Annotated in this window: 24 protein-coding genes and 1 pseudogene; 6 read left to right on the top strand and 19 right to left on the bottom strand. The window is 70.6% G+C overall.

Annotated features, from left to right (window positions below):
• The first annotated feature begins 9 nt into the window (after positions 1-9).
• Positions 10-984, top strand: coding sequence for a hydroxymethylbilane synthase (hemC, locus tag ACIHAA_RS03330; protein ID WP_399812381.1), 975 nt, complete (start codon positions 10-12; stop codon positions 982-984).
• Here hemC and ACIHAA_RS03325 read toward each other — a convergent pair.
• Entirely contained in the window at positions 971-1,900 is a 930-nt protein-coding gene (locus ACIHAA_RS03325) for a hypothetical protein (RefSeq protein ID WP_399812377.1), read from the bottom strand. The two genes, hemC and ACIHAA_RS03325, sit on opposite strands and share 14 nt — an antisense overlap.
• Before the next feature lie 191 nt (positions 1,901-2,091).
• Complete coding sequence (locus tag ACIHAA_RS03320; protein ID WP_399812375.1) at positions 2,092-2,631, bottom strand: ATP-binding protein; 540 nt, start codon at positions 2,629-2,631, stop codon at positions 2,092-2,094.
• A 203-nt stretch (positions 2,632-2,834) separates the two neighbouring features.
• Here ACIHAA_RS03320 and ACIHAA_RS03315 point away from each other — a divergent pair, with 203 nt between their 5' ends.
• Both ACIHAA_RS03315 and ACIHAA_RS03310 read left to right on the top strand, forming a co-directional pair.
• Positions 2,835-4,001: a helix-turn-helix transcriptional regulator gene (locus tag ACIHAA_RS03315; protein WP_399812373.1), complete on the top strand. Its 1,167-nt coding sequence runs from the start codon at positions 2,835-2,837 to the stop codon at positions 3,999-4,001.
• Positions 3,998-4,738 carry a 5-formyltetrahydrofolate cyclo-ligase gene (locus tag ACIHAA_RS03310; RefSeq protein ID WP_399812370.1) on the top strand — a complete coding sequence of 247 codons (741 nt, stop codon included), beginning with the start codon at positions 3,998-4,000 and terminating at the stop codon, positions 4,736-4,738. The genes ACIHAA_RS03315 and ACIHAA_RS03310 overlap by 4 nt, the downstream gene beginning before the upstream one ends.
• A gap of 15 nt (positions 4,739-4,753) precedes the next feature.
• Here the strand turns inward: ACIHAA_RS03310 and ACIHAA_RS03305 are convergent, their stop codons facing one another.
• From ACIHAA_RS03305 to ACIHAA_RS03295, 3 genes are all read right to left on the bottom strand, one after another.
• Positions 4,754-5,755, bottom strand: a complete 1,002-nt coding sequence (locus tag ACIHAA_RS03305; RefSeq protein WP_399812368.1) for a hypothetical protein — start codon at positions 5,753-5,755, stop codon at positions 4,754-4,756.
• Positions 5,752-6,099, bottom strand: a complete 348-nt coding sequence (locus ACIHAA_RS03300; RefSeq protein ID WP_399812365.1) for a PadR family transcriptional regulator — start codon at positions 6,097-6,099, stop codon at positions 5,752-5,754. The genes ACIHAA_RS03305 and ACIHAA_RS03300 overlap by 4 nt, the downstream gene beginning before the upstream one ends.
• A gap of 157 nt (positions 6,100-6,256) precedes the next feature.
• Positions 6,257-6,835: a TetR/AcrR family transcriptional regulator gene (locus tag ACIHAA_RS03295; protein ID WP_399812362.1), complete on the bottom strand. Its 579-nt coding sequence runs from the start codon at positions 6,833-6,835 to the stop codon at positions 6,257-6,259.
• 98 nt (positions 6,836-6,933) lie between these two features.
• Between ACIHAA_RS03295 and ACIHAA_RS03290 the strand changes: the two genes are divergently transcribed.
• Complete coding sequence (locus ACIHAA_RS03290) at positions 6,934-7,320, top strand: nuclear transport factor 2 family protein (protein ID WP_399812359.1); 387 nt, start codon at positions 6,934-6,936, stop codon at positions 7,318-7,320.
• A 64-nt stretch (positions 7,321-7,384) separates the two neighbouring features.
• On the opposite strand, the gene ACIHAA_RS03285 is transcribed toward ACIHAA_RS03290, so the two are convergent.
• The 9 genes from ACIHAA_RS03285 to ACIHAA_RS03245 form a co-directional block, all read right to left on the bottom strand.
• Positions 7,385-7,912, bottom strand: coding sequence for a MepB family protein (locus ACIHAA_RS03285; protein ID WP_399812356.1), 528 nt, complete (start codon positions 7,910-7,912; stop codon positions 7,385-7,387).
• A gap of 58 nt (positions 7,913-7,970) precedes the next feature.
• Complete coding sequence (locus tag ACIHAA_RS03280; protein WP_399812354.1) at positions 7,971-8,777, bottom strand: TIGR03943 family putative permease subunit; 807 nt, start codon at positions 8,775-8,777, stop codon at positions 7,971-7,973.
• The gene (locus ACIHAA_RS03275; RefSeq protein WP_399812351.1) at positions 8,774-9,787 is read right to left on the bottom strand and encodes a permease; all 1,014 of its coding nucleotides are present in this window, start codon (positions 9,785-9,787) and stop codon (positions 8,774-8,776) included. The genes ACIHAA_RS03280 and ACIHAA_RS03275 overlap by 4 nt, the downstream gene beginning before the upstream one ends.
• Before the next feature lie 112 nt (positions 9,788-9,899).
• Positions 9,900-11,735, bottom strand: a complete 1,836-nt coding sequence (locus ACIHAA_RS03270; RefSeq protein ID WP_399812349.1) for a phosphatidylglycerol lysyltransferase domain-containing protein — start codon at positions 11,733-11,735, stop codon at positions 9,900-9,902.
• A 180-nt stretch (positions 11,736-11,915) separates the two neighbouring features.
• Entirely contained in the window at positions 11,916-12,638 is a 723-nt protein-coding gene (locus tag ACIHAA_RS03265) for a hypothetical protein (RefSeq protein ID WP_399812346.1), read from the bottom strand.
• Between the two features lie 141 nt (positions 12,639-12,779).
• Complete coding sequence (locus tag ACIHAA_RS03260; protein ID WP_399812343.1) at positions 12,780-13,589, bottom strand: DUF2690 domain-containing protein; 810 nt, start codon at positions 13,587-13,589, stop codon at positions 12,780-12,782.
• A 224-nt stretch (positions 13,590-13,813) separates the two neighbouring features.
• On the bottom strand, positions 13,814-14,476 hold the full coding sequence (locus tag ACIHAA_RS03255; protein WP_399812340.1) for a hypothetical protein: 663 nt from the start codon (positions 14,474-14,476) through the stop codon (positions 13,814-13,816).
• Positions 14,477-15,022: 546 nt separating this feature from the next.
• The gene (locus ACIHAA_RS03250; protein ID WP_399812337.1) at positions 15,023-16,567 is read right to left on the bottom strand and encodes a hypothetical protein; all 1,545 of its coding nucleotides are present in this window, start codon (positions 16,565-16,567) and stop codon (positions 15,023-15,025) included.
• Positions 16,568-16,844: 277 nt separating this feature from the next.
• Complete coding sequence (locus tag ACIHAA_RS03245) at positions 16,845-18,125, bottom strand: serine hydrolase domain-containing protein (RefSeq protein ID WP_399812334.1); 1,281 nt, start codon at positions 18,123-18,125, stop codon at positions 16,845-16,847.
• 667 nt (positions 18,126-18,792) lie between these two features.
• Here ACIHAA_RS03245 and ACIHAA_RS03240 point away from each other — a divergent pair.
• Both ACIHAA_RS03240 and ACIHAA_RS03235 read left to right on the top strand, forming a co-directional pair.
• Positions 18,793-19,395, top strand: coding sequence for a hypothetical protein (locus ACIHAA_RS03240; RefSeq protein ID WP_399812331.1), 603 nt, complete (start codon positions 18,793-18,795; stop codon positions 19,393-19,395).
• Positions 19,396-20,213: 818 nt separating this feature from the next.
• Entirely contained in the window at positions 20,214-21,641 is a 1,428-nt protein-coding gene (locus ACIHAA_RS03235) for an alkaline phosphatase family protein (RefSeq protein WP_399812328.1), read from the top strand.
• A gap of 139 nt (positions 21,642-21,780) precedes the next feature.
• Here the strand turns inward: ACIHAA_RS03235 and ACIHAA_RS03230 are convergent, their stop codons facing one another.
• The 5 genes and pseudogenes from ACIHAA_RS03230 to ACIHAA_RS03210 form a co-directional block, all read right to left on the bottom strand.
• Entirely contained in the window at positions 21,781-24,135 is a 2,355-nt protein-coding gene (locus tag ACIHAA_RS03230; RefSeq protein WP_399812326.1) for an ATP-binding protein, read from the bottom strand.
• An 83-nt stretch (positions 24,136-24,218) separates the two neighbouring features.
• Complete coding sequence (locus tag ACIHAA_RS03225; RefSeq protein ID WP_399812324.1) at positions 24,219-24,683, bottom strand: ATP-binding protein; 465 nt, start codon at positions 24,681-24,683, stop codon at positions 24,219-24,221.
• Between the two features lie 246 nt (positions 24,684-24,929).
• Positions 24,930-25,724, bottom strand: a complete 795-nt coding sequence (locus tag ACIHAA_RS03220; RefSeq protein ID WP_399812322.1) for an alpha/beta fold hydrolase — start codon at positions 25,722-25,724, stop codon at positions 24,930-24,932.
• Positions 25,725-25,924: 200 nt separating this feature from the next.
• A complete protein-coding gene (locus tag ACIHAA_RS03215) occupies positions 25,925-26,245 on the bottom strand; it encodes a zinc-binding dehydrogenase (protein ID WP_399812320.1) in 321 nt (106 codons plus the stop codon).
• A 92-nt stretch (positions 26,246-26,337) separates the two neighbouring features.
• Positions 26,338-26,712: pseudogene (locus ACIHAA_RS03210) on the bottom strand (alkene reductase); the annotation flags it as partial.
• Between the last annotated feature and the right edge of the window lie 100 nt (positions 26,713-26,812).

Genomic DNA, 26,812 nt, shown 5'->3' with positions numbered 1-26,812 from the left:
GGACGTACGATGAGTCGCCAACAAGCCTGCTGGGACGAGGAGTTGATCCGAATGGGCGACGTGGTGCGCATTGGCTCCCGGGCCAGCAAGCTGGCCCGGACGCAGGTCACGGAGTGGCTCACGCCGATCGCCGAGCAATTCCCTGGCGTCACGTTCAAGCGAGAGGTCATCCTCGAAGGAGGTGACCAGGACCGTGTGACACCGACTCTCGCCGAGGTCGCCAGGACCGCCGGTGGGAGCGCCTTCTCCACCAACCAGGAGGCAGCCCTCGTCACCGGGCAGGTCGATGTGATCGTCCATTCACTCAAGGACCTTCCCACCTCCGTGCACGACGGCACACTCCTGCTGAGGACTCCCGGACCACGCGAGGACGTACGCGACGTGCTGTGCGGATCGACGCTGGCGGGCTTGCGGAAGGGAGCCCGGGTCGGCACCGGAGCCCCGCGCCGGGTCGCTCAACTCCTCGCTCACCGACCGGACCTGGACGTGGTGCCGATCCGCGGCAACGTCCCCGGACGGCTCGCCCGGACGACCAAGGGCGGACTCGACGCCGTGGTGCTCGCGGCAGCGGGACTGAACCGGCTCGCCCTGGCACCTGAGGTGCACGAGATGCTCGACCCCGCACTCTTCCCTCCGTCTCCCGGGCAGGGTGCGCTCGGCATCCAGGTCCGAGCCGACTCTCCGGCTGCCAGACTCCTGGCGCGGACGGGGGACCTGGGGGTCGACGCCTGCGTACGTGCCGAGCGCGCCCTGCTGGCCGAACTTCACGGGGGCTGCTCCGTCCCCGTTGGCGCCTGGGGCCGGATCGGCCCTGACGGACTTCTCCACCTCTCCGCCGCGGTGACCTCTCTGAACGGGGTTCGGCAGGTTACGGCGATCGGAGAGGGACCGGTCGACGACCCCGACAAGCTCGGCGCCTGCGTCGCGGCCGATCTCCTCGCACAGGGCGCGGCCGACATTCTGGCGTCGATCAGAGAGCCCTGATCTCTCGGGCGATGTCCAGGGCACCGTAGGTGATGATGCGGGCCGCACCCGCGCGCTTGAGGACGGTATATGCCTCGATCAGGCCTCTCACGTCGCGACCGCCGTCGTCGCGACGGTCGGTCAGGCGCAGGTACTCGCCCGATACGGAGAACGGGACCACGGGGACGGGAATCTTGTCCTTGAGGTGGACGAGGGTATCGACAGTGTGGAGTGCGGGCTCGGTGAGGATCATGTCGGCGCCCTCGTCCACCATGTCGCGTGCCACCTGGACCGCTTGCTGGGGCCGACCCGGGTCGATCTGGAACACCCGGGCTCCCGAGCGAGGAACTGCTCCCATGGAGGCCCGGTAGCCCTCGTACAGGGACGACTCGAAGATCAGGTGCGGCATGATGCCCACCGCCCTGTGACCCGCCCCGTCGAGAGCCTCGCGGACGGCACGTACGGCTCCGGGCATCATCGCTGCCGGGCCCACGATGTCCGCCCCTGCCTCGGCCTGCATCACAGCCTGGGCCGCGAGGATCCTGATCGTCTGCTTCAGGTCCATGTCCCCACGCTGGTCGGCGAGCCAGCATTCACCGGAGTCGTTGTGCGAGCAGACACATGTCTCCGTCATGACGAGCATGCCGGGTGCGGTCTTCTTCGCTGACCGGATGGAGCGGGCCATCAGGCCGGTGGGGGAAGCACCCTGGGATGCTTGGGCATCTCTGACCCTGGACCCCGCGAAGATCTTCACCGCCTTCACGCCGACGGATGCGAGGGCCTCGACAGCCGCGGAGACCTCTCGCAGAGGCAGCGTGGGCATCGGCCGGGGCTTTGTGTCGTCGTCCTCCCGCATGAGGAAGACCATGGCCAGATCTGCGGGGGTCAGTCCGGGGCCGCCGAGGAAGCTCCGGACGGCGGTTCGGTGGATGGGCACAGCTGCCTCCTGCAAAAACAAGACGGATGAGTGAAGCCCGGCTGCCGACGTCAGGGCGACCCGTCACCGAGCGGGCCGGGGCCGAGCGCAAGCGCAACGGGGCCTTCGAGTGCGGCGAATGGGCCCCACCGGTGATCAACTGGGACCCGCACAGCGGCACGTTTCAAGGGGACCCACGGTCGGCGGAGCGATCAGCATGACAGGGGCTGATGTACGGACACGTCCGCAGGCAACGTGAATTCGACCCAGACGAGCTTGCCGAGTCCATCACGTGGTGCGGCCCCCCAGTCATCGGCGAGAGCCTCGACAAGGAAGAGCCCGCGTCCAGACGGGTCATCGTCGGCCGGGGCCTTCGGCAGGGGATGGCTTTCACCTGCGTCGTGCACTTCGATCCGCAGGAGCGCCTCGTGGGCGATCACTCGCACGAGGATGAGGTGACCGGCCGGGCTGCCGTGCAGCACCGCGTTCGTGGCCAGCTCTGACACACAGAGCGTGATGTCGTCGATACGATGGCGGAGTTGCTCGACAGGGAGTACTGCCCGGACAAAGGCGCGCGCCTTCCCGACGGAGGCGGCCGTGCGCCTGAGCCAGAGTTCAACCCGTTCGTCCACGCGCCCTGGTCTTTTCTCTGCCGGGATGACGCCGTCGAAAGGGTGGGTGTCGGGCGAACAGTTCACCCGTGGCACTTGATGGTGCCCCGCACCCGGGTCCACGTCGTCGATCCTCAGCAACGGGTCTCCTCAACGGTCATTGGCGGAAGGGAGTGCGGAGCGAGTGGTTCGGTCCGCTGAGCCAGATCCAAGGAACCGCCTCCAAGCAGGCGGAACCAGAGCAGAATTGGGGCGGGGACGGGGGGCATCGCGGGGGCAGACCAGGGCCCGGCCTGGGATGCCTCTCTGCTGTCGAGGCCGATGACGATGGGGAGAGTTGACCCATGGCGGTGAAGAGGAACGAACTTGTTCGACGGCGTCGTGCACTGGGATTCACCCAAGAGTCCCTTGCCGAGCAGCTCGGGGTGGAGCGCTCCACGGTTCGGCGCTGGGAGGCAGGCGGTTCCAGCCCGCTCCCCTTCATACGGCCCCGCCTGGCCGGACTCCTCCGCGTGGGCGCCGAGGAACTGGAAGACCTGCTGACGGCGGTGTCATCGACTGCGTTCAGGCGCACGGAACGTGTCAGTTACGCACTACGACATCCATCGGGCGTCGACCTGATCGTGGCAGCGGAACTGCGCTCCGAAATGGAAAACCTGACGGACCGCTACGACGTCGAACCCTCGGCGACGCTGCTCGCGGAAGCCGCACAGCACCTCGACAAGACCGCGTTCCTCGCCGATGGGGCCCCGGTCGGCCGTGTGCAGCGCGAACTGCGCGCACTGCAAGCCGACGCGGCCACGCTCATGGGCCAGCTGATCTGGGACGTGTCACAACGGCGGGACCACACGTCAGCCCGCGCCTACTACGCACAGAGCCTGGAGCTGGCACGCCACCTGCGTCACCACGCAACCGAGGGTCATGCCCTCCTCCGCACCTGCTACGTCGCCCTGTACGGAGCGAACGATCACCGTCAGGGTCTCGAACTCGCACTCCAGGCCGCTCGGGTCGCCCGGAAAACGAGCCATGCCCTGACAGGTCTTGCCCTGCTGCACGCGGCAGAGGCTCATGCCTTCCTCGGCGAAGCCAGCCAATGCGAACGTGCCCTGCTCGGAGCCGAGAGGCGCCTCGAACGCTCTGATGGAACCGACGCGGCCCATGAACTGTTCACCCCGACCCACTTCGGTCGCCTCGCCGGCTCCTGCTATTTGACTCTCGGGAAGTTCGACAAGGCACAGCAGTTCTTACAAGACACGGCGGCGTGTATGCAGGGCCGCCGTAAGTCGCGGGCGATCGTCCTGGGGAACCTCGTCCTTGCCGCGATCCGCCGTGGTGACCTCGAGGCCGCGCTCGTCGTGTTCAACGATGCCATTGACGAACTGCGGGGAACGCGCGGAGGTGGTGGAATGAACATCGTCTTCCGTGCCGCGCGCGAACTGCGCCCCTGGCGGGCCGAGAACGCGGTACAGGAGGCCCAGGATCGCCTGATGGCACTGATGGAGGCGGCATGAATGACCACCGACCGTCCACGGACGTGGACCGCGAGAAGCAGCGAGTGCGCGAACGCGTCTGGGACACTCTTGACGCCGGCGGAGCGGCCCACGACGCCACCACGCACGGCCGCATCCCGAACTTCATCGGATCAGAACAGGCAGCCGTCGCACTCGGCGAGCTGGCCGCCTGGAAAAGCGCCAGAGTCGTCAAGTCCGTGCCGGACAAGGCCCAGCTGCCCGTGCGCGCCCTCGCCCTGTCCGAAGGCAGGACCGTCTACATGGCCGTGCCCAAACTGGCCGACCCCCTCCCCTTCTACCTGCTCGACCCCGCGGCCCTCACCATCCCGCCGACCGAGGCCGCGTCCAGCCGGGTCGCCGCCGACATCGCCCCCAAAGTCGGTGTGGACGCCCTCCGGCCGGTGGACATGGTGGTACTGGGCAGCGTCGCCGTGAACCGGGCAGGGGTACGCATCGGCAAAGGGGCCGGCTACTCCGACCTGGAATTCGCCTTCCTCGTCGAAGCCGGCCTCATCGGCGAACACACCGTGGTCGTGACCACTGTGCACACACTCCAAGTCCTCGACGAGGAACTGCCCGCGACCCCGCATGACGTCGGCATCGACGTGATCGTGACACCCGAGGAGACCATCACCTGCCCCTCCCCGCACCGACCGTCCGGACTGATCTGGGAACACCTGGACACACAGAAGATCGCTTCCATCCCGGTACTCGCGGCACGCGCTCCCGCCCGCTGACGCAACGGCTCGTGACTACCGCGCGCCCGAGCCCGTACGTCGCCTGCGCAGCAAACGGGTTGCCAGGAGTGCCAGTTCGATTGCCAGGGCGGTGGCGGCCAGTGCGGTCTGCCAGAGGGGGCCCCGGGAGCTGAGGCTGGAGATCAGGTAGGTGGCGAAGACGGCGGTGAATACGGCCGCCTGGATGTCGTCGCGCGTCCACCACGGTGCGCGGGGTGGCGTCTGCTCCTCGGCGAGCCGCAGCGCGTACACCTCGACGGGTCCGAATTCCTCCTCGGCGGAGTGGCCCGTGGCGGTGAGGTGGTGGGCGGCCTCTCTGGTGAGTTCACTGGCGCGGGCGCGGGAGAGTCCGTGCCGTTCTTCGAGCAGTCGGGGCAGTTCGGTCAGCCAGTCCGCGGGCCCGGTCGGCGCCTTCACCTCGCGTTGCTCGCGGTTCGGGTCCGGTTCGTGGCCTGCGGCCGTCCAGAGGAGCAGGACACCCAGGACGCACAGGGACGGGGCGGGAAGCCGGCCGATCGAGGTCCCCGGCAGTGTGGTGAAGGCCGTCGCGGCCAGCAGCACCGCCCCAAGAGCGGCGACTCCCCAGCCGAGGGCGCCGCGCATCCGGGAGCGGGCGCAGCCCGCCGCGCAACAGGCGCACAGCAGGGCGATGGCGGTGAGTGCCGTACCCGCCAGCCCCGCGGGGGTCACGGTCAGCATGGTTCCGTCGCAGACCCACAGGTAGACGCCCGACAACACGGCGGCCAGCCCCACTTGGGCGAGGGCGGCGAAGGCGAGGTCCGAGCGGGTCGGACCGTCCCAGCGGCGACCGCTGCGCTCTTCGAGCGGTATGCGCTCGCGGGCCACCTCGGCGGCGTACTCCTCCGGTGCGCCGAAGGCGTCCTCGGGCGTCTCACCGCTCTGCGCACAGTGCAGTTCCACCTCGTCGAGCACCGCGTCGGCGGTCTCCGCGTCCACCGACTTCTCCGCCAGCGCCAGCCGCAGCCGGGCCTTCCACCTCGTGGTCGTGTCCGTCACGTCCCCTCCCCCATGTCCTGCTTCAGCAATCGGTCCATCGATACGGAGAAGCGCTGCCAGCCCGCGGTCTCCTCGGCCAGCCGGGCCCGCCCCGCGTCGGTGAGCCGGTACACCTTGCGGCCCGGTCCGCCTTCTCCGGGCTCCCAGTGGGCCTCCACCAGCCCCTCGGCCTCCATCCGGCCGAGCACCGGATAGAGCGCGCCGCCACGGATGGTGCCGAAGTCGTGCGCGGCCAACTGCTGAACCAGCGCGTACCCGTGCTGATCGCCCCGCGCCAACACGGCGGCGAGCGCCAAGGGCAGCACACCGCGCAGCCAGCCCGAGGAGGGTTCACCCACCGGCATGCAGTAGTCACCTCAGCCCTCTACTCACGAACCACGACTAGTTCATTTTCAGAGTAGTGGGACGCGCGGAGTCCTGTCCAGACAGTGCCGTACGCAGACAGTGCCGTATCCGGACAGCGGAGGTCAGGACCGGGCAGAGCTCAGGACCGGGCAGAGGTCAGAGTGTGTGCCGGGGCTCGCCGAGGAGGTCCGCGGCGAGACCGCGGACGTACGCCTCGTCCGTGTCGGGGATCGAGAAGACGGCCCGGAAGTAGATCGGTGCGACGATCCGGTCCAGAACCTGTTCCAGGGTCGGGGGCGTCGCGCCCCGCTCCCGCGCCGCATCGAGGACGGGACGGAAGCGTTCACTGACCCGGTTCAGGCACTCGCTCAGTCCGGCGCGCCGCTCGTCGACGGCGGGGGCGACCTCGGCCCGGAAGAACGCGATGCCGCCGGGCCGGGTGAGCTCCGCCAGTGTCCAGACCGCCTGGTTCTCCAGATCGGTGCGCAGGTCGCCGACGAGCGGGGGTGAACCGGCTTCACCCTGATGCTCGGCGATGTCGGCCAGCAGCGCGCCGAGCGTGCCCCAACGCCGGTAGAGAGTACTGCTGTTGACCCCCGCGCGCTGGGCCACGGCGGGAAGGGTCACCTGGTCGGCGCCGCGCTCGGCGACCAGCGCGACCGCGGCGCTGTGCACGGCGGCACGGACACGGCTGCTGCGGCCACCGGGGCGCTTCGTCGGTACGTCGGCATTCACCCCACCATTAAAGCAAAGGGTTGCGCCTTAGGAGATGGCATGCCTAGAGTGCGACTAAAGCAGAGATAACTGCTTTAGTACCGTTCGAAAGGACAGCCATGTCTTCCCACGAAGCCGCTCTCACCCTCGGCCGCAGCTTCCATCAGGCCCTCATCTCGCGCGACTGGGACGGGATCCGGGCCCTGCTGCACGATGACGCCACCTGGACCCTGCCCGGCGACAACACCATCTCGGGCACGGCTCAGGGTGCCGACGCCGTGGTGGAGCGGGCCCGGCTGATCGCCTCGTACGGCCTGAACTTCGAGTTGCTGCACCTGCTGGTCAGCAGGGAGAACCTGGCGCTCTCCCTGCACAACACCGCGCGCCGGGAGGACACCGTGCTGGACGAGTACCTGGCCACGGTCTGCCGTCTCGTCGACGGAAAGATCGCGAGTATCGAGACCTATCTCTCCGATGTGCCCGGAATGAACGCCTTCTTCGTCTGACCGCCGTTCGGCGTGGCCCCGCATCCCTGCGGGACGGTGCGACGGGTCCGACGGCGCCGAGGGGTCAGCGCTCGGTGCCGTAGAGGGCCCTGGCGCGCAGCAGGTCCACCGGGCCAAGGCCCACGAGGGGCAGGAAGTACGCCGACTGCCACTCCTGAGTGGCACCGGCCGCGCGGCTTGTCGTGGTCACCCATGGCGCGTAGACCCGGAACGCCCGCTTTCCGCCGGAACCGGCCCGGGAGACGATTCCCCTGGCACAAAGCGCCTCCCGGGGGAACACGAACTGCCCGAACCGGTCGCCCTCCCGGCTGCTGATGACGAAGAGGTCGACGGAGTCGGCCACGTCGAAAGGCCGGATCGGACCTTCGGCGGACCGCTGCCAGACGGTGACGAACTGACCGGCCTTGGTCGGGGTGGTCCTGGCCGCGCGGAACCTGACGGAGAGCCCGTTCAGCGTGAACGCGTAAGCCGCGTACTCGGCGCTTTCCGGCTCCGGTGTCGGCGCGGTGCAGGAGAATCCGCTCGGGTCGTACACCCGCTCCTTCGCCGCGAGAAGATCATCATGAGCCGCCCACGGCCGTTCCGTTGCCATTCCCCCATCCTGTCATCCGGCACCTCCGCGGCCTCTGCTGCCTACGCCCCCTGCGTCCTCACTGGTTCCAGCTCTCGTCGTAGGGGTCCTTCGGGACCGGGACCGGTTTGGCCGCCGTGACGTCGAGGAACGGGATGATGCCGCCGTTGACCGGGTCCTTGGCCTGCCGGGCGGTGTAGGTGCCGGTGACCTGGAGCCAGGAGTCGGGTTGCAGGACGGGCGGCAGCTTGCCGGACAGTCCGACCTTGACGGGCTGGGCGTCCGCGGCACAGCAGTTGAGGGCCATGCGGACGAGATACGGCGCCCCGCCGTGGTCCAGCGCGACAAAGCCGGTGATCTCCACTTCGCGCCGACCGAGGGAGTGCCCGTGGCCGTAGGCCGCACGGCCCGCGTAGTCCACCAGGCTGAGCGGGACGGGGTCGTGGGGCGGCAGGGCGGCCGGGTAGGCAAGGGGCGGTTGCAGGGCCGTACCGGCGCGCAGCGCGCTGTAGGAGCCGAGGGCGGGCGGGGCGACCAGGATCAGGGCGAACAGCGGCAGCACGAGCAGCCAGGAGATCCGCGGCTCGTGATGGCCATGGCCATGGCCATGGCCATCGTCGACATGGCCGTCGTCGACATGACGGTCTTCGACATGACCGTCGCCGACATGGGGTTCTTCCCCGTTCCGCCGTCGTCGGGCCTCCCGTGCGCTGCGCAGTTCGTAGTGGACGGTCGTGAGGGCGGCCACGATCAGTACAGCACCGGCGGCGAGCAGCAGGGGCTGGAGGCCCGCCTTGACGTAGCGGAGATAGAGCGAGGTGGTGCCGGCGTGCAGCATCGCGCCGCCGACCAGGAAGAGTACGGCCGCTTGTGCCTGGCGGTTCACAGCAGCACCGCCCCGGTCACGACCGACACCAGGACCGCGAGGGCGAAGGTGGCGGGCGCGAAGCGCAGGGCGAAGGAGCGCCCGAAGGTGCCCGCCTGCATCGCGAACAGCTTCAGGTCGATCATCGGACCCACCACCAGGAACGCCAGCCGGGCGGTCAGCGAGAACTGGGACAGCGACGCCGCCACGAAGGCGTCCGCCTCGGAGCAGATGGACAGCAGCACGGCGAGCACCGAGAGGGCGAGGACCGCCACCACCGGATTGCCCGCCGCCGTCCGCAGCCACTCCGCGGGGGCCACGGCCTTCAGGGTCGCCGCGGCCATGGCGCCGAGGACGAGGAACCCGCCCGCGTGCATCACGTCGTGCCGTACGGAGCCCCAGAACGCGGCGCCCTTGCTCTGGCCCTCGTAGGAGGCGCGGGCCGGAATCTTCAGCCAGTCGGTGCGTCCGAGCCGCTGCCACAGCCAGCCCATCCCGCAGGCCACCAGCAGGCTGGCCCCGAACCGGGCCAGGACCATCCCGGGGTTGCGGGGGAAGGCCACGGCGGTGGCGGTCAGCACGATCGGGTTGATCGCGGGGGCGGACAGCAGAAAGGCCAGCGCCGCCGCGGGCGTCACCCCCCGGCGCACCAACGCCCCCGCGACCGGCACCGAGGCGCATTCACAGCCGGGGAGCACGGCCCCGGCCAGCCCGGCGGCCGGTACCGCGAGGGCGGGCCGCTTCGGCAGGGCGCGGGCGAAGAAAGTGGGCGGGACGAACACCGCGAGGGCCGCGGAGAGCAGAACGCCGAGGACGAGGAAGGGCAGGGCCTGGACGACCACCGCGAGGAACACGGTCATCCAGCTCTGCATCACGGGCGCGCCCAGCGCCCGCCGGATGGGGCCCTGCCCGACGACCAGCAGAAGCAGCAGCAGTATCAGGCCGTGGGAGGAGGTGAACTGCCAGCCCTGCACGGGCTCTTCGTCGGGGCGCCGGTCGACCGGGGCCGGGGGTGCTTTGACGGACGTCACGTGCGGGGTACCTCCGGGAGGGGCCTACGGCAGGAGAGGGGACGCGGTCCCCCTCCCCTGCTGTACGTCGTCCCGCGCGCCCCGTCTCACCCGGGGCCCGGAACTTTGCCGCTCAATGACCCTTGTCGTACGCCAGCGGGGGCTGGCCCTGTCCGCCGGTGCGGGTGTGCCGCCGGTGGAAGAGGGACGGCAGGCTGGGCGCGGTCAGGAATCCCTCGGCGCGGGCGCTGGCGATGCCGATACGGGGGATGTCGCTGCTCTTCTCGAACAGCAGGAAGCGCGGCTCCCACACGGGGCGGTACTTGGCGTTGGCGCGGTAGAGGGACTCGATCTGCCACCAGCGGGAGAAGAAGGTCAGCACGGAGCGCCAGAGCCGCAGGACGGGACCGGCGCCGAGGCGCGACCCCCGTTCGAAGACGGAGCGGAACATCGCGAAGTTGAGGGACACCCGCTTGATGCCGAGATCGGGCGCGCGCAGCAGCAGCTCGATCGCCATGAACTCCATCAGGCCGTTCTCACAGCCGCGGTCGCGCCGCATCAGGTCCAGGGACAGCCCGTGCTCGCCCCAGGGCACAAAGCTGAGCACGGCCCGGGGTTCGCCCGATTCGTCGCGGCACTCCAGCATCAGGCACTGCGCGTCGTCGGGGTCGCCGAGGCGGCCGAGGGCCATGGAGAAGCCGCGCTCGCTGCCGCCGTCGCGCCAGTGGTCGGCCTTCTCGATCAGGGCGGCCATGTCGGCCTCGGGGATGTCGCCGTGGCGGCGGATCTGCACGGTGTAACCGGCGCGCCGGACCCGGTTGTGCGCCTGCCGCACCACGCGCATCGCGCGTCCTTCGAGGCTGAAGTCGGCGACCTCCACAATGGCCTCGTCGCCCAGTTCGAGCGCGTCCAGGCCGTGCCGGGCGTAGACCGTTCCGGCTTCCTCGCTCGCTCCCATGACGGCGGGGGTCCAGGCGTGGCGCCGGGCCTCCGCCAGCCAGGCGTCGATGGCGCCGGGCCAGGCCTCGGGGTCGCCGATGGGATCGCCCGAGGCCAGGGTGACGCCGCCGATCACCCGGTAGGTGATGGCCGCCTTGCCGCTCGGGGACCAGATCACGGCCTTGTCGCGGCGCAGCGCGAAGTAGCCGAGGGAGTCGCGCTCGCCGTGCTTGGCGAGCAGGGCGCGCAGCCGCTGTTCGTCCGCGTCGCCGAGGAGTTCCCGGCCGCGGGGGGCGCGGAAGCAGGCGTAGAGGACGAGCAGGAAGGAGACCGCCATCAGGACGTTGATGGTGATGTCGACCCAGCGGGGTGCGTGTACGGCGTCGATGCGGTCGGCGAGCGGGCCGACGCTCACGCCGCGCAGCAGGGTGTACGCGATCTTGTCGGTCAGGTTGGCGCCGGACAGCTTGTTGGTGGCGTCCACCAGCAGCGTGCCGATACCGCCGCTGACCAGGATGCCGCCTGCGCCCACGATCAGGGCGAGCCGCGGGTTGGAGCGGTCGCCGACGGCCTGGAACTCCTTGCGGCCGATCAGCAGTGCGGCCACGAACAGGCCGGTGAGCAGGACGGAGATCCAGTTGAAGGCATGGCGGCGGTACTCGTCCTGGGTGAGGGCGAGGACATAGAGCGCGAACAGCGGTCCGGCCAGCAGCATGTTGAAGATCCACGCGGCCCGCTTGCGGCGCCTCATCACCATGGCGAGGAAGAGCGCGAGGGCCGCCGAGACCAGTCCGGCGGTGGCCAGATAGGGGGTGAAGAAGTGGCCCGCGTTATGGGCGTGGACCTCGTTGCGGAAGGGGAGCGAGAGGACCGCGACGGTGTTGAACAGGGCCTGGAGCCGCAGGTACCAGACCGTGGCGGCGGCCGCGCCGGGGCGCAGGCGCACAAGGAGCGGCACTCGCCCCTCGGACGCGCCCTGCGGGTCCCGGGCGCGCTGCTGGGGGATCACTGCATCTTGTTGAGCGGGCACCGCGATGACTCACCTTGACGAGAAGCCGGAGCGACCGGCGTGGACGGAAGCGGACACGGGGGCGGGGACAGTCTGCCCTTGGTTCTCCCGGGCACTTATACCGACCCTACATTCCGTAGTGACCCGATGGTGACCCGGCGAGGTAGGAGTCCGGCAAGGATCCGCGTTCCGTCCGGGCCGTCAGCGGGCACCGTCCTCCGCGCCCCGGGGCCGCCCCTCGGCGGCGTAGGCCGGGCCGGTGCGCGCCGACTCGGCGCGCTGGCGGAGGAAGGGGACCAGTCCCCGTTCCAGCAGGGCGTTCTCCCAGGTCTCGCGGGCCCGGCACACCTCGGGGTCACGGTCGGCCGCGGGGCCGCGGCGGAGCCCGGAGCGGCTTCGCGCGCTCGTCACCAGAATCCAGGCGAGGTCCCCGAGGGCCGCTCCCGCCGTCACGGCGGCCGCGATCACGCCGGCCATCACGAGCCCGTCGCCGATATGGGGACGGACGGCGAAGGCCCGCAGCCCGAAGCCGCACAGCAGGAACACACCGGTGGCCGCGGCACCGAGGCTCGGCACCAGCACGGCGAGCACGGGAAAGATGTCCTTCTGGGGGCGGCCCTCCCCTACCGGGGCGGCGTCCTGGTTCCGCGTACGGGTGTCGGTGTCGACCATCGGCTGCTCGTCCCGCGCGGGCCCCTCACGGTCGGCGGCGTCCCGCGCCGCGAGGTAGCGGGCGTACTCGGAGGCGGCTGCGCCGACAAGGCGGGGGCGCTCCCGGAGGGCCTGCTCACGGAGTTCGTCGCGGGAGGGGATCGCACCGGAGGAGCCGAGCACGGCTGCGATCTCGGGGGCGTCCAGGGCCCGGTCGACCATCCGCTCGAAGGTCGGACCCGCCACGGGTGAGGGCTCGTCGGACTCCTGCACGCGGATCCCCCGATCGGCGACGAAGGACCGGCCGACGGCGGCCGGACGGACGAGCCAAACCCTACAACATGTAGGAATTCCCTCAGGGCCGAAGCGCGACCGCGGCGCACTCCGGGCGCACGCCCCGGGCCGATCATCCGTTCAGCGTGCCTCGTCGGGGTCGGCATCGAGGCCGGTACAGGCCACCTTGCCGTCAACCTCAGCGCACGCCTCCACCCCTTCGAGTGAATGGACGGCCAGCATGGGACTGCTGGAGCCTCCGGTACCGTCCCCCGGATAGGCAGCGGAGAGCACATCCCGCCCCGAGCGTACGGAGATGACGCGGGCCTCCGTCGCCCGCGCCCGGACCTCGGCCCAGGCGGCGCCGCAGGACGGCGAGTACTGGAGCCGTACCGCGTAGGAGGTGTCCCGCACCGAACTCTTGGTCTGCGCGTCCCGGTCGCAGGCGGAGACATCGGGCAACTGCCCCTGACAGGAGGCGCCCCGGCAGCGGGGCGAGACGGCGGCCGGGCGGCCCGACGGCGTGCCCGAACGGTGGGCCGCGACCAGGGTGAGTGCGACCGCAGCCACCACGACGGCCAGGGCGAGCACCGACAGGCGCAGCCGCCGGGACCGGTCGGACGGCGGCGTGGTGCCGTCCGCGGGCTCCTGCCGGCCCTGACACCGCCCGGCCTCCCGCCACCGCACCAGGACGGGGCCCGGGTCGGCACCGGCGAGACGGGCGAGCGCCTCCACGGCCGAACGGGGCGGCCGCTGGGCGCCGTTGAGATAGCGGTGCCAGGCGGACTTGCTGTACGGAGTGCGCGCGGCGAGGGCCGCGAGACTGAGAGCGGTACGCTCCTTCAGACCGCGCAGCTCCGCCACGAACGCCTGCTCCGGCTCGGCCGGTTCGGCCGCCGGGGCCGCCGCCGAACGCCAGGGTCCCGCCGTCCGCGCCGAGTCGGGCTTCACGGTCTGGGTCCTTGGGGCTCTCGCATGATCCGTCCCTCAACGCCGATTCCGCAATGGGCGGTTCACCCGTGCTTGTCAGGATGTGTTCCCGGGGCACCGGTCCCGCCACACCTGGAAACCGGTATGAACAGCGCGAGTTGCCGGGCGCCGGGCATGCCGAGGGCCTGCCCGGTACGCACAGGTGACCGGGCAGGCACCCTTTCAGGGAAGGGGAGTCGGGCGTGTCAGCACCAGGGGACGACACCCCGGGTGCGGACGTAGTGGGCGGACACATAGCCCCTGCCGTGCGCGAGCCGGTACCACCGCCCGCTTCCGTGCACATACGAACCGTGCCGCTCGCAGACCAGCAGCAGGCGCCCCTGGGCGTGACGGCGGCCCACCACGCGGTAGCCGGTGCCGGGGCCGGAGCGGATGTTCAGCGGGACGGAGCGCGTGGCGACCCGCCCGACGACCCGGTGGGAGTGATGCCGGTACGCCGTGCCCGCGACATGGCGGCAGTGGCGGCGGTAGGTCGCACCCGTGACGTAGCCGATGCGGTGGCGGTACGTGGCGCCCGTGGCATAGCCGATGCGGCGGCGGTACGCGGTGTGCGTGCCGTAGCGGTGGTGCATGGTGCGTGGAACGTGGCGCAGTTGGCAGCCGTAGCGGTAGCGGCGGACGTGCCGGATGTGGCGGACGGAGCGGTGGCAGAGTGCGGAGGGGCGGGCGTGGGGACGGACCGGCATCTGCCGGGCGGCGACGGGGAGCGCGTGCGGGCGGTACGGGACCGTCGCGACGGCCGGCGCCGGGGCGGCCCGGTCGCCCTCCACGGCGACCGCGGCCGTGGGCACGAGCGAGAGCATCGCGACCGCGGCGAGCAGGCCGCCCTGAAGTGTCCGACGAATCATGGAAACCTCCGAGCTGACGTTTCCGATCACAAGGCGTGATCTCACGTCGCCCAGCGTTTCCGTATCGGGGGTCCCCCATTCCGTTTCCCCCGTTCCGGGGATGCCCGGAACGTCCCGTGGGACGCAGGGGGGCCGCCCCGCCCAGGTGGGAGCGGGCCGCCCGGCACCCTCACCGGGCGGCCCATGGACGGGCGGGGACCCGGGGTGTCCGGCCGTTCCCGTCGGGCGTGCGTCGCCGATGGGAACGGCCGGACGCGGACGCCGGGCGTACGTCGCCGATGGGAACGACTGGACGCGCTCGCCGGGCGTACGTCGTCGATGGGAACGACTGGACGCGCTCGCCGGGCGTACGTCGCCGATGGGAACGGCCGGACGCGGACGCCGGGCGTCGACCGCCGGACGGGAACGGCCGGGACGCAGACGCCGAGCGCCGACCGCCGACCGCCGGACGGGAACGGCCGGACGCAGACGCCGAGCGCCGAGTGCCGAGTGCCGAGTGCCGAGTGCCCAGCATCGAGCGCCGGACGGGAACGGCCGGAGGCGCCGTCAGACGGCGCCCGAGGCGAGCTTCCACTCGCGGTGGAGGGAGCCCAGCGGAATGGTGCGCTGGAGCACGGGCGTACCGAAGATCGACAGCTGAAGGCGCAGCGCACCGCTCAGATCGACACCGCCGTACACGGCCCATGCCCCGGTCGCGGCAGCCGTGGGGTGCCCGCCCGTGTCCACCGCCGCGCTGGCCGCCACCTGTGCCTCGCCCCGCAGATACGGCGCCAGGTCGGCGGTGACACCCACCGCGCCGTACAGCCCGACGGCCGCCTGCGCGCCCAGCGTCGCCCGGGCGTGCCCCGCGGCGGTGAGGGAGGCACTCACCGGGGTGCCCGTCATCGTCGACTCGTCGACCGGCGTCCAGCCCTTGCCCGGGGCGTAGGTGCCACCGGCCTTGAAGTCGCCCTTGAGGTCCTGTTCCACCGCGACGCTCACCTTGCCGTCACCGCTGACCTCGAAGTAGCACGTCAGATCGAGGTTGACGACGACGGGGACCGAACCGACCTGGAGGACGGGGTCGGCATGGAGCTTGGCGAAGGGCACCCGCACCGGCCCCCCGGCTGCCCCGGCATGGCCCTTCAACGACCAGCGCGAGGTCCAGTTGCCCGACACGCCGAGAAACGCCGAGGCCGGCCCGGAGTGTCCGGCTCCCGCCGCGGAGCCGGACGAACCGCCCCCGCCGTAGGAGAAGTCGACCTCGGGCGCGACCTGCACAAACCCGGCGACGGTGGCGTCCGCGTGCACCGGAGCGCCCGCGGGGGTGGGGACACCGGCGCGGAGGTCGACGCGCAGGCTGCCCAGCGGGAGCTTCGCACCCTCGGGTCCCGCGTGGAAACCGCCCGTCCTGGCCCAGGAGACCTTCACATCGGGCAGCAGCCGCTCGACGTCGAAGGACGAGGGGTCGACGGGGACCGTGCCCTTGGCCTTGTCGTCCCCGAGCACGGTGTCGAGGGTGGTGGGCGCGGTCTGCACCTCGGTGCCCCGGCCGGTCTCCCCCATCACCTGGGTGACCTTGGCGAGGAGGCCCTGCGGGGCGCCGGGCGCGGGGGCGCTGGCGATGACGTCACCGACGGCGATCCGCGCGGGCGCGGTGCTTCGGCCCGGCTCGGCGGTCCGGCCGGGAGCGCTCGACGTGGTGGCGGAAGGCGGTCCGGAGGGAGTGGCCGAAGGCGTTGCCGACGGGGTGGTCGAACCGGTGACCGTGGACGGTGCGGAGGGGGCGGGCGGCTGTCTGACCGTCTGTGAGATGACGGCCCGTCCGGTATGGCGGTCGTACGAACTCACCTTGAGGGCGGCGCGCCGGGCCCGAGTGCCGGTGTCACCCGGGCGGGCGAGCGCGGTGGATGCGGCGGCGGGTGCCGCCTTGACCGCGAGGGTGCCGTCGGCGTCGTCGGCCGCCGCGGCGGAGGCCTCCGCGCGGTCGGCGGGCGTCGCGCCCGAGGCGGTGGAAGGGCCGGACCCCGATGCACAGCCGGAGGCGAACAGCAGGGCGGACGCGGTGAGTACGGGCATGAGGGCACGCAGGTGCCCCTTGCGGATACGCAAGATTCTGTCCTGAGGTGGTGGGGGGTTGCAGCAAGAACCCGACGGTGGGTCATACCGACGGGTAACAAATCGTGAGCATGCCATGAAGATGTGAAGTCCCGCTTCACGATTGGCTGCTGAGCACCTGTGATGTGAGCCACGCGCCAGGGGGCGGGTGTGGCGTGGGAGCCGGGCTCGGCCGCGACGGGAGCGGAGGCTCGACCAGGGCGCGGGCTCGACCAGGGCGCGGGCTCGACCAGGGCGCGGGCTCGACCAGGACGCGGGGCCGGCCAGGGCCCTACCCGGCGGCCGGCTGCTCGGGCAGGCTGAAGACGTGGTCCGGGGTGACGATCCTGGTGATGGCCTCGCCGAGGAGGGAGCTGGGCTCCTGGCCGTCCTTGCGGACGTCACTGTTCAGCAGCACCACGAGGGTCGTTCGCGCGGGCGGCAGAAAAACGGCCAGGGATTCATAGCCCGGCAGTGAGCCGTTGTGGCCGATCCAGCCCTGCACCTCGAAGATGCCGAGCCCGTACCCGGCTCCGGCGACCGAGGTCGGGGAGCCGATGAGCCGCTGCTGCTGCAAGGCCGGGCTCACCAGGGCGGTGCCGTCGGGCAGGATGCCGGTGGCCACCGTGCGGGCCCAGCTCCGCAGGTCCCCCAGATCGGAGATCATCGCGCCCGCCGCCCAGGCCCAGGAGGGATTCCAGTCGGTCGCGGTCCCGGCCTTCCCGCTCGCGGTCTGCTCCGTGTACCCCTCGGCGTGCGGTCCCGGGAAGGCGGCTTCCGTCGGGAAGCTCGTATGGCCCAGGCGGGCCGGGTGGATGACGTTCTTCTGGATGAACTCTCCGAGCGGCTGGCCGCCCGCCTTCTCCACGACCAGGCCGAGCAGGATCAGATTGGTATTGCTGTAGTCGAACTGCCGTCCGGGCGGGAACAGCGGACGGTGCTTGAAGGCGTATCCGAGCAGGTCCCGCGGCGTGAACGAGTGGTGCGGGTCGGAGGTGAGCGCCTTGAGGAAGGCCGGGTCCTCGGAGTAGTTGAAGAGCCCGCTGCGCATCCCGGCCAGCTGGCGCAGGGTGATCCTGCTGCCGCCCGGCACGCCGTCGACGTACTTCGAGACCGGATCGTCCAGACCCGCCTTCCCCCGGTCGACCAGTCGGAGCAGGGCCGTCACGGTGAACGTCTTGGTCTCGCTCCCGATCCGCATCAGCAGGTCCGGCGTCATCGGACGGTGGCTGCTCCTGTCGGCGACCCCGAACGAACGTACGTAGCTGCCCTTTCCGGGCGTCCACAGCCCCACGGTCACCCCGGGCACATGCGCGACCCGCATGATCCCCTGAACGGCCGCATCGAGCCGCCGCTGCACATCGGGGCCGAGGGACGGCACATCCTCGGGTCGCGGCGAGACGGAACCGGGCAGACGGGGGACGCCGATGGTGACGGTCACCGCGGCGGGTTCCCCCTGTTCGGCCTCCCGCATGGCCCCCCATACGGCTCCGGCGGCAAGGGGCAGCCCAAGGGCCCCGAACGCGGCGACGATCGCCACGCCCTTACGCAACCGTCCACGCACACGTGCCATGAGCCGACTCCCACCGTGAGCGGGCCCGCGCCCCCGCGCGGAACGCGGGCCACGAAACCCGTCGTCAGCATAGGAGCGCCCGCGTCACCCTGCCTGTCGGCGTGTCACCGCTTCCGGGGACGGCCCGGAGGACGCGACACGCCCACCGGACCGTCCCGGCCGACACGACACGGGGCTCCGGGCCCGGGCCCGGAGGTCACGACACGCCGACACAACGACCACTTCACCCGTTCGCCGCGAGCACCCTCCGGATGCGCGCCCCGATCACCTCCGGCCCCCGTCACCCGGGGCGCCCTCCCGTCGACCCGCCCGGCCGTCCGCCGCGCGCGCCGCCCCCTCCGGACCCTCCGGCAACTCCACTCCCCCACAAGCGATTTCCCAGGTCCGGAGGGTCGTACGAGGCGTCACCTTCCACCTTCCCGGAGACAGTTGAGTCGGCCTCAGAGGCACTGCTCCGGGCCGCCCGACCGGCCCTTCGAGGACCCGGAACGAAGTGCGGCCGACGCGGTTTCCGGTCACGGTAATGACGAGGCGTCAGCGTCATCTCTACTCCAAACGGATTGTTCGTCATATTTTCAGCATGTCGGATATGACACACCAGAAGATGATCTGTACGTTCAATCTCGCATCGGCTCACAGCCGACGTCTCTCAGACAGGAGAAACAACATGGCAACGCGTTCCACTGTGGTGACCGCCGCGCTGGCGGCCGGCGCGGCCCTGGTGGCCACCGGTATCACCTACGCCAACGCCGCCTCCGAGCCGGCTCAGGCGGCTGCCGTCGCGGCCCCCGCCCCCGCCGCTGCTCCGGCGGCCGGTGCCCCGGCTGCCCCGGTCTACCCCCAGGGCAACAGCGGCAACGGCAACAACAACGGCAACAGCTACGGCGACAACTCGAAGGGCAACGAGGGTCGGGACCACGACAACGACAACGAGGACAACGACCACAAGGGCCACTACGAGGGTCGCGTCTACATCAACGAGCGGGAGTACTCCGCCCACGACAACGGCTGCATCACGGTCGTCAGCGGCCTCGGGGCGAACAGCCTCAACGTCCGCAACGACAGCAAGAAGGTCGTCGAGGTCTTCAGTGGTGCGACCTGCGACAACGGCTCTCCCATCGCCACGGTCGGCCCCCACAGCTCCAGCAACGGCCTCTTCCCCCGTCACATCAAGGGCGGCGTGAAGGTCAAGCACGGCGTGGTGGGCAGCTTCCGAGTCGTGCACCGTGACGGATACGGTCGCGGCGACAAGGGCGGCTACGACGACTGACAGGGTCACTCGCGTGACCACACAACGAGAACCCCGGCCCGCCGGAATCGGGCCGGGGTTCCGGTCTGTAAAGACGTGACCGGCGTGTCCGTGACCCACGCTAATCCTTTGCCGAGCCACCCGCGTGTCGATCACCGCAAAAGCGAGATGGTGAGCTATGGGCACACCGCACTGAGGCGCCCCACCGGTCCCCCGGGGGGCGCCGTCGTCGTCCCCCGGATGACCGGGCACAGAGCGGCCGGGGCCGCCTCGCGCGGCGCCTCCTTCCCCTCCGACAGGGTGGACGTCCCGGCCGAGCACCTGCACAGCCGACCGGGTGAAGCGGGCGACGCACCGCCCCGGCGACGAGAGCGCCGCCCCACTCCCCCGGCCCCGGCCCCGGCCCCGGCCCCGGCTCCGGCTCCCGGCCCCGGCTCTCGGCTCTGCGTCTGCGTCTGCGTCTGCGTCTGCGCCTGCCCCTGGCCCTGGCCTGCCGCCCTACCCCTGGGCCGTAGCACCGTAGGCAGGCCGTAGCACCGTAGGCAGGCCGTAGCGCCGTAGGCAGGCCGTAGCGCCGTAGGGCGGGTCCGGTCGGGGAGCCGACGTCGCTCGCTTCCCGCGGCCCGGTCGGCGTTCCCCCATCCGGGGCAGCGGTCGAGCGAGGCCCCGGTGACATGGGGCACTGCTTGACCAATCCCTTCCCGCACGTTGGCCACATGTTCATTCCTTGCCCCTGACGGCCCGAGGCGCGCCGGGCGGAGAGTGGTCCAGGGTCCGTGTCCCATGCGGACCGAGCGTCACTCCGAAGAGCGCTTCCTCCTCCTCAAGTAGGGGCATTCATGGCCGAGTTGACCCGTCGTAGACTTCTGGGCTCGGCCGCCGGCGCGCTGGGCGGCGCCGCGGCCTTCTCCCTCCTCCCCCCAAGCGTCCGCAAGGCCGTCGCCGCCGAACCGCCGAAGCGCAGCTCCCTGCGCGACATCGAGCATGTCGTCATGCTGATGCAGGAGAACCGGTCGTTCGACCACTACTTCGGCACCCTCTCGGGCGTCCGCGGCTTCGCCGACCCCCACGCCCTGAAGCTCGGCACCGGCCGCAGCGTCTTCTACCAGCCGGACGCCCAGAACCCGAAGGGCTATCTCCTGCCCTTCCACCTCGACACCCACTCCTCGAGCGCACAGGCCATCCCCTCCACCTCGCACGCCTGGTCCGTGCAGCACCAGGCGTGGAACGGCGGGAAGATGGACCAGTGGCTGCCCGCCCACCGCAAGGCCGACGGCGTCAACGGCCCCTATGTGATGGGGTACTACACGCGCGAGGACATCCCGTTCCAGTTCGCGCTGGCCGAGACCTTCACCATCTGCGACCACTACTTCTGCTCGGTGTTCGGCCCCACCTGGCCGAACCGCCTGATGTGGATGAGCGGCTCGATCGACCCGGGCGGCACCCGGGGCGGCCCGATCACCAGCAACGTCGCCCCCACGCCGTACCGCTGGACGACGTATGCCGAGCGGCTCCAGGCGGCCGGGGTCAGCTGGAAGGTGTACCAGCAGGACGACGACTACGGCTGCAACATGCTGGAGCAGTTCGCCGCGTTCAAGAACGCGCAGCCGGGCTCGGACCTGTACGAGCGGGGCGTGCGGCCCCAGCCGGAGGGCACCTTCGAGGACGACGCCCGCAACGACCGACTTCCGGCGGTGTCATGGATCATGCCGACCAGCTACCAGTCGGAGCACCCGGACTATCTCCCGGCGGCCGGAGCCGACTTCGTCGCCTCCAAGATCGAAGCGATCGCGTCCAATCCAAAGGTGTGGCGGAAGACCGCCTTCATCCTCAACTACGACGAGAACGACGGCCTGTTCGACCATGTGGCCCCGCCGACCCCGCCCGCGGGCACACAGGACGAGTTCATCCAGGGACTGCCCATCGGCGGCGGCTTCCGCGTTCCGGCGATCATCATCTCCCCATGGACGGTGGGTGGCTGGGTGGCCTCCGAGACCTTCGACCACACCTCCGCGCTCCAGTTCCTGGAGGGCTTCACCGGTGTGGAGGAGTCGAACATCAGCGACTGGCGGCGCTCGGCCTTCGGTGACCTGACGTCCGCCTTCCGCTTCACCGACGTCCGCCCCCGCGCTCCCCGGCTCCCCCAGGACACGGCGGAGCAACTGGAGAAGGCGAAGGAAGAAGTGGCGACCCTCCCGAAGCCGACCCTGCCCGGTGCCGACCAGACCTTTCCCCGCCAGGAGAGGGGCCACCGCCCGCACGTGTGACCCGCACGGCCCGCACCTCAGGCCCCGGCCATCGGGCCGGGGCCCTCCCCCGCCCGTACGCCTCGGCTCCCGCCCGTGCGCCTCGGCTTTCGCCCGTGCGCCTCGGCTTTCGCCCGTGCGTCTCGGCCGGGCTCCGCACTCAGTTCGAGGGGATGGGCACGTCCCGTACGGCCTGTCCGCTGACGTACCAGGCGGCGATCTGCGCACGGGAGCTGAAGCCGAGCTTGGTGAGGATGCGCTGGACATGCCCCTCGGCCGTGCGGGGGGCGATGACCAGGTGCGCCGCGATCTCCTTGTTGGTCAGGCCCTCGGACACCAGTCTGGCGATCTGCGCCTCTCTCGGCGTCAGTTGCGACTCGAGGCCGCTCGACTGCCGTTGCTCACCGGTCGAGGCCCCTGCTCCGAGGGCGTAGTCGACGGCTGCCTGTTCGGGGAGGTCGTAGCCGCGCTGGAAGGCGGTGTCGTAACGGTCGTCGCCCAGGGCCGCGCGGATCATGCCGATGTGCTGCTGGTGCACCGCCACCACCGGGTGGAAGTAGTCCGGGGAGGTGCCGACCGTCCGCCACATGGCGGCCGCCGCACCGCTGAGGGTCGCCGCCCTGACATGGCGGCCCTGCCGTTCGCTCACCCAGGCGAGGATCTCGAACGCGAAGGCCATCAGGAACTGGGCGCTCACCCGGCGGCGCAGGCTCAGAGCCTCGTGCGCCGCCGCTTCCGCGCGGGCCAGATCGTGGTCGAACTCGACGAAGGAGAGGGCCAGCAGCGCCCAGGAGCGCCAGATCACCTCTCCCCGCTCGGCGCTCATCGCGACCGCTTCTTCGAGGAGGGCCAGACCCTGTTCGCGCTGACCCTGCTGCCCTAGGACGAGGCCGTGTACGGACATCGCCAGGAGACTGCCGCTGAGTTCCCGCACCGAGCGGAACCCGGACATGGCGTCGGCGGTGAGCAGTGCCGCCTGCTCCATGTCTCCCGCGGAGACGGCCTTCATCCCCGCCACCAGCGTCACAAACGCGCTCTCCTTGGTGAGGCCGAGGCGCTCGGCCGACTCGGCGGCCTCGGCGAGTTGCGCGTCGGCGGCGTCGACGTCCCCTTGCAGCAGCGCGACCCAGGCGTTGCGGCGCAGCGCCGAGGTCCGCTCGGGCGAAGGCTCGGAGCTTGCCGCCAGCGCTTGGTCGAGCCAGTGGCGCGTCACACTGTTGAAGCCCTGGACGCCCAGGTAGGTCCCCAGCCGGTCCGCCAGGCTCAGCGCGAGGACGGCGTCGCCGGGCTGGGTGAGGCAGAAGCCGAGGGCCTCCCGCACATTGGCGTGTTCTCGGCGCAGCCGAAGAATCCAGGACTCCTGATCCGGTCCCATCCAGTCGGCCTGGAATTGCTCCACCATACGGGCGTACCAGTCGCGATGGCGGCGGTGGACGGCAGTATGCCCGCCGGATGCCACAAGGCGCGCCTGACCGTATTCCCTGATGGTCTCCAGCATCCGATAGCGCACCTGGCCATCACGCTCGTCGCGAATGAGAATGGATTTGTCGACGAGGGACAGGACGATGTTCCGTATCTTCTCCGCCGACACTCCCTCGTCGGCCCCGACATATTCGATTCCGTCCAGGTCGAAACTGCCGGCGAATGCCGATGCCCGGGCCCACAGTTGCTGCTCGGGCCCCGAGCAGAGGTCGTAGCTCCAGTCGATCAGCGCTTGCAGTGTGCGCTGCCGTGTGGGTGCGTTCCGGGGGCCGACGGTGAGCAGGCGATAGCGTTCGGACAGGCGTTCCTCGATCTGGCCGAGCGACAGTGCGCGTAGCCACACCGTGGCCAGTTCGATCGCCAGCGGGATCCCGTCGAGGGCGCGGCACAGGCGTGCGATGGCCGTGCAGTCCTGGCTGTGGAGGTCGAACCCGGGCAGAACGGCACCGGCACGGTCGACGAACAGCTTCACCGAGTCGTACTGCGTCAGCGCGTCCGGTGACGGCACCGCTTCCGGGTCGGGTACCGGCAGCGGAGGGACCACCAGGGTCGATTCGCCGTAGACGCCCAGCGACTGACGGCTCGTCGCAAGAATCCGCACCCGCGGACACGCGCGCACGACAGCATCGACGAACAGCGCGCAGTCGTCTATCAGATGCTCGCAGTTGTCGAGTACGAGCAACACCTCGTGGGAGCCGAGATAGTCGATGATGATGTCGATCGTCGTGGCCGAGGGCTGGTCGTGCAGTCCGAGCTGCGCCGCCACCGTATGCGCGAACAGAGCGGAATCACGCAATTCAGCCAGTCCGACAAAGCGCACACCGTCCCGGGAACTCCGTCGCACGGCGGTGGCCACATGCAGGGCGAGGCGCGTTTTACCCACCCCTCCGGGACCGGTGAGCGTCAATAGCCTTGAGGCTGCCAGCAGCCGTTTCGCATCGGCCACCTGCTGCCGTCGGCCGACGAAACTAGTGACGTCAACCGGAAGGGTCTCGGCACCCTCCAGGGCGCTGGGCCGAGCCACGGAAGTCATACTTCCGGAGATTAATCGACCTTCGAACGGTATAAAAAGCTACTAGAAAGTAGTCTCAGATAGTGACTTTGAGTCAGCCGACGTCACGGGAGGCGGGCCCAGTGTGTGGTTCCGCCCAGGTGGCGGTGGGTGCCGTGAGCGGCGGCCAGGGCTTCGACGATGGCCAGGCCGCGGCCGTGTTCGTCATGGGCGCAGGACGACGTCCAGGGCCCTCCCCCTGCCGAGGGGCCGCCGTCGGTGACGCCGACCCACACCCGAGGGCCCGTGCACTCGCGGCCCAGATGCAGGGCCAGCGGCGGCTGTCCGTGCTCCACCGCGTTCGTGACCAGCTCGGACACCACAAGCAGCACCGAATGGGCGGCGTCGTCGTGGATGCCCCAGGCGGTGAGCGCCGACTCGGCGATGCGCCGGGCACGGCGGACCGCTTCCGGTCGGTGAGCAAGGCGACGCGATGTGTGATCGACGAGGAGAGGATCGCTCTCGACCAGGGCCCCGGCGGTACGCACCGGCGTCCGTATCACCTGTGAGAGCTGCTGCGAAGTTTCCATCGCTCTTTCCAGACATTGCACGGCACAGCGGTTGTCGGCGGCCTTCAGTGGCCTTCAGTGGCCTTCAGCGGACCTCCGCGGGCTTCAGCGGTCTTCAGCGGTTGAACACTTCTCAGCTTGCGCAGCCCCTCACGCGCCCGAGAAGGCGGAAACTACGTGAACCGCTACGCAAGCACTACCTGCTCGGTCCACCGCACCGCCGGTGGGAGCACAGCGTCATCGGTGTGCCCCCACCGGCGGTGAGGCTCAGGCGCCGTGCCCGCCGAGGAAGTCGGTGATGAGCTTCTGCCACTCCTCGGGGCGCTCCACCATGGGCAGGTGGCCGGTGGCGATCTCCACGAGCTGGGCGCCGGGAATGCTGTCGGCGAGCTGGTGGTGCAGCCGGGTGGAGGTGAACCAGTCCTGGGTGGTGGAGATGACCAGGGTGGGTGCCTTGATGTGGGGCAGGTCGTCGCGGACGTCGGCCCGGGGGGCGAGGTCGGCGTGTTCGGGGGTGCCGTCGGCGACGCTGGCGGCGGTGAAGGCAAGGGCCTGCTGAAGCTGCTCGGCGGGCATCGCCTCCAGGGCGTCGGCACCCAGGGCCATCATGGTCAGGTACTGGGCCAGCAGCTCACGGTCGCCCGACTCGGCCAGCTTGCGCCAGACGGGCAGGGCGAGGGCGAGGCGGTTGTCCCGGTGGGGGAAGGTCGCGGTGAGTATGAGAGCGGTGACGCGCTCGGGGTGGCGGGCGGCGGCACGGATGGCGACGGGGCCGCCCAGGGAGTAGCCGGACAGGGCGAAGGTGTCCAGGCCCTCGGCGACGGCGGCGGCGACCAGCTGGTCGGCGAGATCGTCCAGCTCCAGCGGGGTGGTGGAGCGGGGGGTGTCACCGCTGCCGGGGTAGTCGACGCCGACGACGGTGTGGCGGGCCGCCAGGCCCTCAAGGATCGGGCCGTAGGTGCCGGCCACGCTGCTACCGGCACCGTGGGCGAGCGCGAGGCCGGGGCCGGACCCCAGGACGGTACGGGCGAAGGTCGCCTTGGGCAGGGCACGAGCGGACATGATGCGTTCTTCCATTCTTCGAGGAGATATCGGGTTGGTGGGGCCAACGGTTGACTGAACCAACGGGTCGACTGGGCCGACGAGTTGACTGGGACAGCGGGTTGGCGGGGTTCGGTTGGTGATGGGTGGGCCGCAGCCGGCCCGGGAAGTCCGGCTGCGGCCCGGGACCGCCCACCGTGGTGGACGGGGTCCTACCGGGGTCAGGGCAGCAGAACGGCCTTGCCCCGGTTACGGCGTGCCTCCAGATCGGCGTGGGCGTGGGCCGCGTCGGCGAGCGGGTAGGTCCGCCAGACGGGCAGGCTCAGCCTGCCGTCGGCGGCCAGCTGCACCAGTTGGGGCAGAGAGTCCCCGGCCTGGCTTGCGTTGCCGGAGCTGAAGCGGACGCCGTGCTGCGCGGCGGTCATGTCGGCGATGGTGATGACGTGTGCGGTGTCGCCGGTCAGGGTGACGGAGCCGGCCAGTACGCCCGCTCCGGAGGCGTCGAAGACGCGGTCGACGCCCTGCGGGGCCGCGGCCCTCACGCGCTGGAGCCAGCCGTCGCCGTAGCGGACCGCGGCCGCCCCGAGTGCGGTGAGGCGTTCGAGGTCGTGGTCCCCGGCCGTGGCCAGGACACTGACACCGCCGACGGCGCCACCGGCACCACACCCTCCGGCAGCAGACTCGGATGCCCGATCCGCCCCGTATGCATCAACTGCGCGAAAATCACACCCCCCTCCCGGTGCACCGCATCCGTCACCCCACGCCACGCCCGCACCTGCCCCGCCGAATGCAGCCCCGGCGTATCCGGATACCCCTGACCCACCACCGACGGCTGCACCCCCTCCGTCACAATCAGCCCCGCACCCGCACGCTGCGCGTAATACGCCGCCATCAACTCCGTCGGCTCCGCACCCACCCCGAACGCACGACTCCGCGTCATCGGCGCCATCACCAAACGATTCGCCAGACGCATACCGCCCAGCACAATCGGATCGAAAGCAGTGGTCATGATCTCTCCCTCTCTGGATGGAGTGACGTTCCGCGGCTCGGGCGCTCCGTCCGCAGCCCACACCTGAATACCTGTCCGAACAGGGAATCCCCCTGTCACC

Origin of the sequence: Streptomyces sp. NPDC052040, from assembly GCF_044548405.1 — a bacterium.
Lineage (GTDB): Bacteria > Actinomycetota > Actinomycetes > Streptomycetales > Streptomycetaceae > Streptomyces.
Note: the sequence above shows the minus strand (reverse complement) of the source record. Positions and strands in the feature narration are given on the sequence as shown.